At 43.0% G+C, this 12,400-nt stretch carries 11 protein-coding genes; 7 read left to right on the top strand and 4 right to left on the bottom strand.

All coding sequences use genetic code 11. The features are described 5' to 3' along the window. Positions 1–16: 16 nt before the first annotated feature. On the bottom strand, positions 17–1,144 hold the full coding sequence (locus ACXHJ1_RS19235; protein ID WP_457905053.1) for an NAD(P)/FAD-dependent oxidoreductase: 1,128 nt from the start codon (positions 1,142–1,144) through the stop codon (positions 17–19). 150 nt (positions 1,145–1,294) lie between these two features. On the opposite strand from ACXHJ1_RS19235, the gene ACXHJ1_RS19230 reads away from it, so the two are divergent. Genes ACXHJ1_RS19230 through ACXHJ1_RS19210 form a run of 5 tightly spaced genes read left to right on the top strand, consistent with a single transcriptional unit; the run spans position 1,295 to position 5,571 of the window. Continuing rightward, the gene (locus ACXHJ1_RS19230; RefSeq protein WP_019687342.1) at positions 1,295–2,002 is read left to right on the top strand and encodes a lantibiotic protection ABC transporter ATP-binding protein; all 708 of its coding nucleotides are present in this window, start codon (positions 1,295–1,297) and stop codon (positions 2,000–2,002) included. A 1-nt stretch (position 2,003) separates the two neighbouring features. After that, positions 2,004–2,735, top strand: coding sequence for a lantibiotic immunity ABC transporter MutE/EpiE family permease subunit (locus tag ACXHJ1_RS19225; RefSeq protein WP_107733565.1), 732 nt, complete (start codon positions 2,004–2,006; stop codon positions 2,733–2,735). A 1-nt stretch (position 2,736) separates the two neighbouring features. Beyond that, a complete protein-coding gene (locus tag ACXHJ1_RS19220; RefSeq protein ID WP_457905052.1) occupies positions 2,737–3,495 on the top strand; it encodes a lantibiotic immunity ABC transporter MutG family permease subunit in 759 nt (252 codons plus the stop codon). A gap of 37 nt (positions 3,496–3,532) precedes the next feature. Further along, positions 3,533–4,192: a response regulator transcription factor gene (locus ACXHJ1_RS19215; RefSeq protein WP_457905051.1), complete on the top strand. Its 660-nt coding sequence runs from the start codon at positions 3,533–3,535 to the stop codon at positions 4,190–4,192. After that, positions 4,183–5,571 carry a HAMP domain-containing sensor histidine kinase gene (locus ACXHJ1_RS19210; RefSeq protein WP_107733562.1) on the top strand — a complete coding sequence of 463 codons (1,389 nt, stop codon included), beginning with the start codon at positions 4,183–4,185 and terminating at the stop codon, positions 5,569–5,571. Before ACXHJ1_RS19215 ends, ACXHJ1_RS19210 begins: the two co-directional genes overlap by 10 nt. A 222-nt stretch (positions 5,572–5,793) precedes the next feature. Here the strand turns inward: ACXHJ1_RS19210 and ACXHJ1_RS19205 are convergent, their stop codons facing one another. Together ACXHJ1_RS19205 and ACXHJ1_RS19200 are read right to left on the bottom strand one after the other, a co-directional pair. Further along, positions 5,794–7,131 carry an MFS transporter gene (locus ACXHJ1_RS19205; protein ID WP_457905050.1) on the bottom strand — a complete coding sequence of 446 codons (1,338 nt, stop codon included), beginning with the start codon at positions 7,129–7,131 and terminating at the stop codon, positions 5,794–5,796. Between the two features lie 10 nt (positions 7,132–7,141). Next, positions 7,142–8,173 (bottom strand): quercetin 2,3-dioxygenase, encoded by a 1,032-nt coding sequence (locus ACXHJ1_RS19200; RefSeq protein WP_044786019.1) that lies wholly within the window; start codon positions 8,171–8,173, stop codon positions 7,142–7,144. Between the two features lie 185 nt (positions 8,174–8,358). On the opposite strand from ACXHJ1_RS19200, the gene ACXHJ1_RS19195 reads away from it, so the two are divergent. Beyond that, positions 8,359–9,240 carry an AraC family transcriptional regulator gene (locus ACXHJ1_RS19195; RefSeq protein WP_457905049.1) on the top strand — a complete coding sequence of 294 codons (882 nt, stop codon included), beginning with the start codon at positions 8,359–8,361 and terminating at the stop codon, positions 9,238–9,240. Positions 9,241–9,350: 110 nt separating this feature from the next. On the opposite strand, the gene ACXHJ1_RS19190 is transcribed toward ACXHJ1_RS19195, so the two are convergent. After that, complete coding sequence (locus ACXHJ1_RS19190; protein WP_330721013.1) at positions 9,351–11,390, bottom strand: fibronectin type III domain-containing protein; 2,040 nt, start codon at positions 11,388–11,390, stop codon at positions 9,351–9,353. 330 nt (positions 11,391–11,720) lie between these two features. On the opposite strand from ACXHJ1_RS19190, the gene ACXHJ1_RS19185 reads away from it, so the two are divergent. Continuing rightward, the gene (locus ACXHJ1_RS19185) at positions 11,721–12,050 is read left to right on the top strand and encodes a DUF3817 domain-containing protein (RefSeq protein WP_457905048.1); all 330 of its coding nucleotides are present in this window, start codon (positions 11,721–11,723) and stop codon (positions 12,048–12,050) included. Positions 12,051–12,400 lie beyond the last annotated feature (350 nt).

Below are 12,400 nucleotides of genomic sequence, written 5' to 3'. Positions count from 1 at the left end.
TAGCCCACATTAAAGGTCAATTTTCATCAATAGCGTTTCGAATATCGTAATCATCGATGTTAATATCCAAAGCCATCCCAAGTGCTAATCTTGCCAGTTGATCTCCAATGAAGGGACCCATGGTCAGCCCGGATGCTCCAAGCCCATTGGCAGCGATAAGACCGTTCCAGCCAGGGACAGCTCCAAGTACCGGTAGAAAACCAGGGGTAAAAGGACGAAAACCGACTCTTACCTCCTGAAAAGTGCTATTTGCTAAATCAGGTGCTAACTCTAAACCTTTATTTAGGATTTCCTGCATCCCGCCTGCTGTTACTCTTGTATCGTAGCCTTCGATTTCATTCTCGTGAGTTGCCCCAATTACGATCTTCTGTTGATCAAACGCCAACAAGTATTGATCAGTAGGCGGCATGATTACAGGCCAGGTGCCGGTATCTTGTTTGACAGGAACCTGCAAGTGCATAATCTGTGCCTTTTGAAAACTAACCTTAAAGCGAATGCCCAACGGCAGCATCAGTTGATTGGCCCATGCACCTGCACAAACAATAACTTCGTCAGATGAGAAACTATTTGCACCGACCGCTACTCCGGTTACATGGTCGGAATCGTATTGAAGCACAGCATCCCCATGGATAAGGGTTGCCCCATTTCTTTGTGCTGATCGGATCAACGCATCACGCAGCGCACGACCATCTATACGAGCGGCACCGCTAATATGAACAGAATGATAGCGATCTACTAACAAAGGAAAACGTTCATGAGTTTCCTTTTGATTTAGTTGCGTAATTTCGCCGATTTCTGGTGCATCTGTATGTCGTAAGTGCGCCCGTTCCTGCATTTTTTTAATTTTCTCCAAATCATCATGAATACTGAGAGCCCCAACTTGAGCATAGCCAGTTTCTGTTTCTCCCTCGTTCTTAAGTTCCTCAACCAACCCGGGGTAAAAACGTGCGCCCGCTTTGGCTAGCTGGTACCAAGCCTGATTGCGTCGCTGTGATAGCCAGGGACAGATAATGCCAGCAGCTGCATCCGTAGCCTGTCCTTTATCTTTGCGATCTACAAGAATGACATTAGCGCCCATTTTTGCTAACTGGTATGCTGTCGATGCCCCCAGAATTCCTGCTCCGATTACGATAACTTTCTTCATGATTACATCCCTTTCCTAAATCACTCTATCCATTATAGCGAATACTGCATGAATGCATAAAGTTTGAAACATTAATATTTCAATCCTTATAAAGTTCTTAGAATTGATCTGTAAAGTAATTGTCAGAACGAATGAAAAGGATGAACTGATATGGATAACATTATTTTACAGACTAAAAATCTCTGCAAAACCTTCAGACGACAACAGGCGGTGAACAACGTCACATTGTCTATTCAGGAGAATTCCGTGTATGGTCTGCTCGGCCCGAATGGGGCAGGAAAATCAACTACTTTAAAAATGTTAACCGGTATGCTGCGCCCCACGGCCGGTGAGATTTTATTTCAAGGAAAACCCTGGTCCCGAAAAGATCTCGCTCAGATCGGTGCACTGATCGAAGCTCCTCCCCTTTATGAGAATTTGACAGCTAGAGAGAACCTGAAGGTTCGCACAACGTTGCTTGGACTACCTGACTCGCGGATTGATGAAGTGCTGAACATTGTTGATTTGACCCATACCGGGAAAAAGCGCTCGGGCCAGTTCTCGATGGGTATGAAACAGCGGCTGGGCATTGCGATTGCTCTCCTCAATCATCCCAAGCTATTGATCTTAGATGAGCCAACCAACGGACTAGACCCCATTGGTATTCAGGAGCAACGCGAGCTGATTCGATCCTTCCCAAAGCAAGGAATTACCGTAATTCTTTCCAGTCATATCCTATCCGAAGTCGAACAAATCGTTGACCATGTTGGGATCATTGCTGGCGGCGTATTAGCTTATCAAGAGGCGGTCACTCCAGGGCAAAACCTTGAATCGTTGTTCATGCAGATTGCACAGGAATACCGAAAGGGAGGTGAGTAACATGCGGCAATACATAGCAGCCGAACATTTAAAATTAAAACGCACCTTTACGAAAAAGCTAGTCTGGCTGGCTCCCATCGTTACTCTTCTTCTGTGTACCGTGCTCATGGGGGGACGTATGCTCCAAAGCGCCAGTTACAATTGGTGGTATTTCATGCTGCTGCCAGGTGCCCTCACCTTAATGTGTTCAGGAGTGACCCAAAAGGATGGCAAGAAGCTGAAATACCGTGCTGTCTTTGGCATATCTGTAGATTTGGCTCGGGTATGGTATGGTAAAATCGGGGTTTGCGTAAGGCTCTTAATGGTTTCATCTATTATCCTATTTATAGGGATAACTCTTGGCGGATTCGTGTTCTCATCTTCTGTGACACTAGCAGGAAGCGTCGCTGCAACTCTGATACTTTTTGTTAGCTTTTTGTGGCAAATTCCACTTTGCCTGTTCTTAACGGACCGAATAGGCATGTTTGCCACCCTAATCATCAACATGCTGGGCAACGTAGCCTGCACCGTCTTGTTCGCTACGTCTTCTGTATGGTTGGCGGTACCCTATGCTATTCCAGCGCGATTGATGTGCGCCGTCATTCAAGTGCTGCCTAATGGACTTGCTGTTCCTTCAGGAGATCCACTTTTGGATAGAGGCGTAATTGTGCCCGGCCTAGTGATCACAGTTGGTCTATTCATGATTCTGTCCGTACTGACGGCCATATCTTTCTGCAAGCGGGAGGCTAAGTAAGATGATGTCTTTCTTCCGCAATCTGAAATCTGATGTGCTTAAACTTAGAAGGCAGCCCTTATTGCTGGTGCAGCTGCTTGTGCCACTCCTAGGCATAGCAATCTTTCTAGCCTATTATTCCTTCACTCCCTACTCACCAATTTCGAAGGTAGACGGCTATTTGCAGGTCCTGGCTGTGGCTCTTCCTACCATGATTGGTATTGTATGCTCCATTGCTGTTGAACAGGAGTCAGTCGCTGGAAATTTCCAACACCTCTTGACCTCGCCGGTGAAGCTGCTACCTTTTTTGAGCAAACTTAGCCTGCTTCTGTGCTTGGGATTTGGTAGTGTGCTGCTTGCCTCAGGCGGCTTTGGAGCTTGCTATATATATCTGATGAAAGAGTCCCCGTATGGTTTGATGTTCTATGTGTTGGCTGCCTGTATTCTGTTTATGTCTAGTGTATTCCTTTATATTCTTCATTTTTTCATTAGCTTGCGATTCGGCAAAGGAGCTTCTATCGGTCTGGGCATCATGGAGAGCCTATTGTCCGCTTTGCTTCTTACAGGGCTGGGTGATCATAAATGGATGTTCATCCCCTCTGCTTGGGCTGCCCGGTTCATCACGACCTGGGTACAATACGGCGTAAGCTCAGCAGATTCTATCCCTGAAACTATACAGCTTGATTTGGGAATCAGATATTGCGTAGTAGGGACCTTAGTCATCATGGTATTATTAGGGTTATGGATTTGTCGTTGGGAAGGACAAAATTCATCAGAGTAAAGATTAGAGTAAAGAAAGCAAGGGAAGTGAATTAAGCATGGCAAACTTGTTGGCCGTTGATGATGAACCCGCCGTTTTGGCACTCCTTCAAAATATTTTGCAGAAAGATGGCCATGTTGTCACGGTGGTCTCCTCCTCCCCACAGGTTCTCACCATGCAGCTTGGAGCCTTTGACCTCATCCTGCTTGACGTAATGATGCCAAGCATAGACGGATTCACACTCTGTCGAGAAATTCGCAGCAAGGTGGACTGTCCGATACTGTTCCTCACAGCAAAATCCATGGAGAACGATGTGATGTTGGGCCTTGGGGAAGGGGCTGACGATTATATTGTCAAGCCGTTTGGGGCTGGAGAGTTGCGCGCTCGAATCAACGCCCATCTCAGACGGGAGCATCGTGAACGACGAAATGTATTCTGCATCGGGGAAGTTCATTTTAATCTGTCTGGTAAGGAAATCACCGTTCAGAATGTTGTAATTCCGTTTACCAAAAGTGAATATGAAATATGCAAGTTTCTAGCTCTAAATTGGGGCCAGGTGTTCTCTAAAGAGCAGATTTATGAAGCCGTCTTCGGGTTTGATGGGGACAGCGATTCCGCTACCATCGTGGAGCATATCAAAAATATCCGGGTCAAACTTGGCAAAGAAGAGGTTTCGCCAGTGGAGACAGTTTGGGGGATCGGGTACCGATGGAAGTAGCCAAAGTACAGCAAGCACGCAAGACAACCAAACTGCGAACCATTTTCCTGGGCTATTTAGTTATGTTCTGTATCGGGACAATTGCGCTCGCGCTGTTCCTGGTCCTCATCTTCTATGTCCTGATGTCTTGTGGAACCATTCTTCCCGCGAACTATGCTGAAAATCAAGTACGGGAGGATAAGGCAATCATTGAAGCTGGCAAGACCCTACAGCCGGATTCTCGGCAGAAACTATATAGATATGCGTTATTCACTTCGGAAGGCCGCCACATTGAGGGAAATCTTCCTGAAAAGCAGGCTCAAGCCGCTTGGAGTGTTACGCAGCAGAGCAATACTGCCTATCAATTTCCCTATAACTATGTAAAAGTTTCACATAATAATAAAGTTACTGTGATGCGCTACTCTGTCTCGGCACAGTTTGAACATCCTATTCTACGTCAATATCTGCCGAACGCGGAATTGTCCTTTTTTGCCGTGTTTTGTATCGCCTTCCTGGGGGGAGGAGCCCTACTCGCTTCCTCCTTCGGACGAAAGCTGACGCGCAAAATGAGTGGATTGCAGCAGGCTACAAAGCAAATTCAGGCACAGGATCTGGACTTCTCAATTCAGCTCAGTGGTGTGATGGAGATCGATCAGGTGCTCCATTCCATGGATAAAATGAAAGAAACGTTAAAGACTTCGCTTCAGAAGCAATGGAATCTCGAAAAATCACGCCGCGAGCAAATATCCGCGCTTGCACACGATGTTAAAACACCGCTCACTATCGTTCGCGGAAACGTAGAGCTGCTGTCCGAAACCGATCAATCGGAAGAGCAAAAGAACTATACCGATTATATAGCGGAGAGCACCAGGCAAATGGAACAGTATATCAAAACTCTTATTGAAATTTCAAAAGCAGAAACAGTAGCCACCCTGCAGGCGGAAACGATAGATACGGACTACTATGTAACGAAGGTGAAAGATCAGGTAAAGGCCTTGGCTGCTGTCAAAAAAACATCCGTCGCATTTGCTGCATACAACCTCCCTAAGACGTTGTATGCAGACCCCGTTCTGCTTGAGCGAGCCATCATGAATGTTGCTTCTAATGCGGTAGATCAAGCACCAGAAAATAGCGAAATCCGGCTGACTGTAGAGTCTGTGGAAGAATGTATTCGGTTCAGCATCGTAGACGAAGGCCCGGGCTTCTCTCACGAAGGCCTCAAACAAGCAGCGGAGCAATTTTATATGGGTGATTCGTCCAGAAGATTAAGTGGACATTACGGTATGGGCCTATATATAACAAAATCCATTGTGAACCTACATGGCGGACAGCTGATCATCGCCAACTCCACCCAGACAGGCGGCGGACAAGTAAGCATTGAGATACCATCGGTGCATTGATGACCTAAAGTTAAAACCACCAAAATAAGTAGTAGCTATTAGGTTGGATCGATTTCCTAAGTTCCCCCCTCTTCCTCGTTTGTTATTGAAACGATATAAAACGCTACTGACCTTCGAAGGTCAGTAGCGTTTTATCATTTTGCCATCGGAATGAAAACACTCCTGGCACAGGCTATGGCGATTATTATAAGGAACGTGGTTATTGGATTACTGTATGTGTTGCTAAATGAATGTTGCTTTTTTACGAAAAACTGAAAAATAAAGAATGGCAAATCCTATGATCCATATGCCCATAATCCAAAAAATAGAGCTGAACACACTTTGACTTTGTGCTCCTTGATCAAGTACGGATCCTAAAATAGACGTTCCGATAGCCCCCGCCATAAAGCTTCCCATCATATAGATACCCATACCAACTCCGGTTTGCTTACCGCTTAATGTTCGAGAAATGGTGTTTGCCATTGTAATCTGAGCGAACGTTAACCCAGTATTCGCTAGAATTAAAATGATCGCAATAACTGCTGGAACCGCCTTTATAAAAATACCTAATATAAGATATGCTATCACTTGAAACAGGAAAGCCAACGAAAATACAAAGCGGTTGCCCTTTGCATCCGCGATTTTCCCACCTACCAGCCCAAGCAATGCAGCAATCAAAGCACCGGGAAACATTACGAGTCCTGTATTTACAGAAGATAAGTGATGTATTGAGCTTAGCACCTGCGGGATCAAATACGGAACACATAAATTAAGGGTAAGAACCATACAAGCGATAAACAACCCTATCGTATATCTTGTATTTTTAAAGAGTGTCGGTTCAATAAAGGGTTCACCTGTTTTGTTAATACGAATAATGAACAATACGAATATGAGGATTGTAGCCGCGAAATAGCTCCAGCTGTGACCAGTAATGGAGAGCAGCAGCAGCGTAATGGAAGCGGCAAGCAAAATACCTCCTATGAGATCAGCTTTTCCTTTTGAAGGTGCTTCATTGATTAAATACCTTCTAAAAAGAGGAATGGTAACAATTATTAAAAATGAGATTAAAAATAGGTAACGCCAGCTTGCAAATCCAATAACAAAACCAGCAATAATTGGACCTATTGCCGTCCCTAAAGCCATTCCGGCAGAAGTAATCCCCAAAGCCTTGCCACGATTTGCGATAGATATATAGCGAATCGGGATCAACATGGATGAGGCCGGAACAACAGATGCTCCAATGGATTGGAAAATTCTGCTTACAATAACCATCCAATAATTAGAAGAAAAGAAGCCGACTATAGATCCTAGCGCAAAGCAACATAATCCAAAGGTAATTAGGTTCTTCAACCTAAACATGTCCGCCAATTTTCCGTAAGCCACTGATCCAATAGCATAAATAATGATATATGCTGTTACAACCCAGCTTACTTGGGAAGAGGATAATTGAAATTCTTCGCGTAGTGAAGGTAGTGCGACATTAAACATGGTAGAATTCATCACTGAAATCACCATTGCAAATGCGAGTATCCAGATAATAGCATAGGACTCAGATTGTTTGGTGCGATTGTTAACTGACACTGCGTCCTCCCTACTTACGATCGAGCGGAGATTTAGCCACCACGTTCAGATCAAGTTCGTCGATAATAGCCATTACACGATCCATACGGAGCGGGCCTGGTTCTGTTGGAAAGGTGTATGTTTCGTGCGGTTCACCCAATGCCCGGAAGAAAGGTTCGAACAATCCAGATACCAACATACCTACGACTTTCGTATAATGAGAGTCCAGTCTATACGAATGAAGTGTTCCTGCAGGTACATGAAGAAAATCTCCAGGGAATAGTTTTACTTCTTCTCCGTTTGCCCACATCGTCATTTGTCCCTGCACACAGAAGAAAGTTTCTGTATGGTGGTTATGAAAATGTTCAACAATGGGGTCTCCTTTCGGGCCATCAGAAGCTACAAAAATGTATTCCCCGTTCGTATTTTCTTGAGTAGCTAGAATCCTGTGAAGCTGGTCTCCAGTGAGCAACCGGTCTCCCTCTCCATTTTCCAGAACATAAGGAGCTACGCTTCTTGGATTATGGCTTTCTTCAGGCGAGTTATACTCCCCCCATTGAACAGCATCTTGAAGGAATACAATGTCTGCTCTATTGGAAGCTTCCGTCAATTGATTCTCAGAATACGAATTCATCGCTGTGGTTGGATGTTCAAAGTAAGGATACGGCTCTCCTAAAAGCTCATATATTGCCGTGAGATTACCTTTAATCGAATAGGAAGCAAAGCGATTTCGATGCCCAGCCATTCGATACGCATGTGCGATTCCAGGAGGGATATGAACATAGTCTCCGGCAGTCAACAAATAGTTCACTCCATCGAGCATAAATTCAATTTTACCTTCCATTACATAGATAGATTCAAAAGCATCTTTATGTCTGTGTAGCGGAAAGGTCTCTCCTTTCCCACCTGAAATCGTCGTTAATTCGAGTACATCCCCAGTGCTTTTAAAATCGGCAATAACAGTAGCTACCTGTTGACCAAATACATACCTTCTTCCATCCCCGCTACGCAGCAAATATGGCTTTTTTTCTTCTGGAAGCTCTGTAGTTAAACTAACACTCATCATGTTATCCTCCTTTGTATTTATATTTAAAATTTTAATAGTTTCGATTTTTCACTTAAATGGTCATGAGCGACAGCTTATGGGCAATTACGACCTGTACCAATTGAATACATCTTAAAAATTGATATAATAAAATTTATGACTAAAAAATGGTGTGCTTTCTACCAACAAAGGAGGGAATCGCATTGGTTAGCGAAGAGGCATATTATCTAGACCATAATTTCACAAATGGGACTCCAATTTCTCTTTGTCCTATTCAAATAGAAGGAAATATTCAAAAACACGCTCATGATTTTTACGAAATATCTTATATCAAGGAAGGTAAAGGCACACTAAAATTTTCTACACAAACGTTGCCCGTCTCCAAGGGAGATATTATTTTTATCCCTTATGGAAAAGAACATCTCTTTGTTCAGAGTAATACAACAGATCATACACCGCTTGAGGTTATGAACTGTCTTTTTGACAAGCAAATACTAACATTGCCCGGAGAGCCTGCTGATAGCCAAATTCAAGAGGATTTCTATCGTTTGGCTCTTCTTTTTCGGGAATGTACTGACTATATTCAAGTTCGTGAAAATGCAAAAGAATTTGCTAAAATTATGTACACTATTGAAATGGAGCAAAAATGTAAATCCACCGGATTTAGATATAAACTTTATCTATACTTAATCGATTTATTAGAACATATCAGCCATGCTATGCAACAAATAGCTCATGTTTCCAAGCCAATCATAACCGATCCCATTCAATATGCGATTGATGATATAACCAGAAATTATAAAAATCCGTTGTCTGTTGACCAAATTTGCAAGCAATTTTTAATTAGCTCACGGCAATTTCAACGCAAATTTAAACAAGCCAGCGGAATGACCTACACCAAAATGCTGCAGGATATTCGTATTCACGAGAGTTGTAGCTTACTATTAGATACTCATTGGAGCGTTCAAACGATCGCACTTGAAGTCGGTATTCATGATATGAAATATTTCTATCGAATCTTCAAGGAACGATGTGGATTAACCCCTCATGAATTTCGTTTTAATGCCTGTTCCAATATACAGTAATGCGTAGATCTTACGGACGTCTAAAAGCGCCCTTTTTCGCATGTTCATATACATTTCCTAACAAAAAGAGTTCTAAAGTTTTTACTTTAGAACTCTTTTTTCAGAAGTATTTATTTGGTAATCGTAATTTGTTTGGATGCTGCATTATAGTTTACCTGATAACCCGAAAGCTCACTGATGACTCGTAATGGAACCAGCGTGTAGCCGTTAACAATAACTGGAGCAGTGATGCTCGTCGAATAATTCCGGGAGTTGTTTAACTCATATACAGCAAGTGTGGAATTCTTGACTTGAAGTACTATTTGTTTGCCGTCTGTAGGACGATTCAGAATGATCTTTTTGGTGCCTTTTTCATAATTTACATCGTAACCCACCCGTTCACTGATAAATCGTAACGGGACCATCGTTACGCCATTTATGATTTTCGGCGCCTGAGCTATCGTTGTAGCCCGACCATCCACATAAGCTGTTTTAGCTCCTGGTGTTAGGGTGAACGACGTTGAATAGGAAGCAACCGCACTGTTCGTGTAATTCGTCGTAGTGCCGGAAGTCGTTGTAGTTGAACTCGTCCCGGACGATGAACTGCCGGTACCTAATGCTCTATTGCGAATAGCCTCCAATCGATCCAGCAGATCACTTTTACGTGTACCGGTTGGCAGATCACTAATCGCATCTCTGGCAGAACGCCAGTCGGACGCATTTAGACTGTTCTCTGCAATCCGCATCAAATCTCTTGCTTTCTCATAGTTCGATGAACTAGAAGACGAAGAGTAGTAACCATCCGAATTCGTGCGTTCCGATATCTTTACACCACTAGATTCCCTTCCACTACTATTTACAGTTATGACCTTAATCTCATACCAGCGTCCTTCTCGTAAATCCGTAATTTTATAGGACTCTGAGGATGTAGTTCCCTTATAATCACCATCAACATAAATTTTCACCTTCTCTGCTCGACTCGGCATATCATAGGTGATTTTGATCCAGGTGTCGCTTTTACTATCGACTTCAAGATTGGACACTTCTGACGAATTGGAGGATGTACTGTCCGTTGTGGCAGTCAGTTTCACACCGGAAGACAACGCACCTGTGCTTCGCTTGGATTTTATCGTGAATGTGTATGTCTGGCTTGCCGATAGATTGTTAAATGTATAGGATGATCCTGTTGAATCCGTTACCAGCTGGCCATCCTTATACAGGCTGACTGTACTAATTCCGCTAGGTCTTGTCCAGGAAACAGTAACGCTATAGTTATTAACTGATGTCACTGAAGCACCTGTCACTTCGGGCACAATATCGGTAGAGACTGATGACGTTGTAACGGGAATACTAACTCCCTGAGATAAGTTTCCGGATTTGTCTATCGTTTTGACCGTTACATTGTAGGCTGTAGCAGCATTCAAGACATTAAACGTGTAAGACGTGCCTGTGGTTCTCTGAATTTCTGTACCATTTAAATAGATAATCGCTTGGCTTAAGTCAGTATCCTTAGGCAGTATGTAATTGATAGTAAATCCATTATAACCTACATTCGTCGCTGTCAGCCCGCTTACTTCTCCTGGGGGTGTCTTATCTACAGGACCATCAACGGAAGCTGTTTTAGCCTGTATTGTTGTACCGAGAGATTCATTTCCACTCTTATTCACCGTTTTCACGCGAAAGGTATATGTCGTGTTCGGCTGTAAACCGCTCATCATATAAGAGTTACTTCGAATGTTATCTACATATACATCGTTAGTGACATTAACCACTTTTACATGGTCAAAATTGATGTCCGACGGATTGATCCAAGACAAATTTACTTTTGTTGTTTCTGTAGGAACCGCAGTAAGACTGCTTACATCTGCTGGCGCAATATTCGAAGTAACCAGCTGGCTCGACATTACTTTTATCATTTGGTTAAGAGTGGTCTTCTGACCAGTTAACGAAGTCAATTTCGCGCCAGAAGTGAACGGCATTTGGCGCCCTTGAACGGTTGCTAATTTGGTATGTGATTGTGCACTATTCAAACCTGTCAGATTTGAGTTATGCCTTTCAGTCGGCAACGCGCTAGCCACTGCATCGGGTCCCAAAATGCCATATCCCGTATTCAAAATCAGTGTGGCCGTTGCGAACGGAGCCATCCATTGACGCAGACGTTTTTTATTCATATGCTATGCTCTCCTTGATACCAGTATGGAAATTTTATTTGTTAAAACGAATAAGTAAACGCACAAACCCTTCTGCTGCAATCCAGCTTTTAAAATATATACCATAACGTACAGACGTTCATTTAACTGTTATCGGAATTTCCATACCAAATGTTTAGACCTCATTTTTTTCTTACGTTAATCTAAACAACCCGGACGTTGTGACCCGAGTATCTAAGTAAATATTAAGAGCTAGCTGTAAATTTTCGATATATCGTAACTTTCTACCGTTTAATAACATTGCATTATAGGATATATTAAATTTTAAGTAACAGAAAAAGGAGGTCTATTATGTTCAAAAATGCTTTTAAAACGTTTGGTGCCATTGGTAATATTGAAGCGATTTCTTATCTGCTGCTTGTGTGTATCGCCATGCCACTTAAATACGCAGCTGGAATGCCGCAAATGGTAAGCTGGGTGGGAATGATTCATGGGGTACTGTTTGTGGCTTATGTGGTTGCCACTATAGTCATGCTGATACTGCGTAAAATTACGCTGCTGCAAGGGCTTGCAGCCTTGATTGCCTCGCTGTTGCCGTTCGGCCCCTTTATTTTCGATCGTAAGGTGCTTAAGAAAGCCGAAGCCCGCACCAGTCATGCCAGCTCAATCAAAGCTACATAAACCTATACCAGGCCTAGGTCAACGTAGCCATGCGGTGTTCTCTTTACCACTTATACAGCAGAATATAAAAAAACAACCGATGGCTGTAAACCACTCGGTTGTTTTTTTATTCATGAATAATAATTATTAGTTCCTAACATTTTCCAAAAATTCATAATAGCCATCATTTGACGGATCATCCTGGTTATTACGTTTGAGATATCCTGCTACAGCTAGATATGCAAAAAATCCGAACATAGCAGCAGAAACAACTATATATACTTTAAAACCGAAAATCATTGAAAAGATGATCATAAAAATACCGATTGTAAGGGAGACGCCTAACTTTGACATTCTTTCATCCCTTTCTG

Source organism: Paenibacillus sp. ALE2, assembly GCF_054113385.1.
Note: the sequence above shows the minus strand (reverse complement) of the source record. Positions and strands in the feature narration are given on the sequence as shown.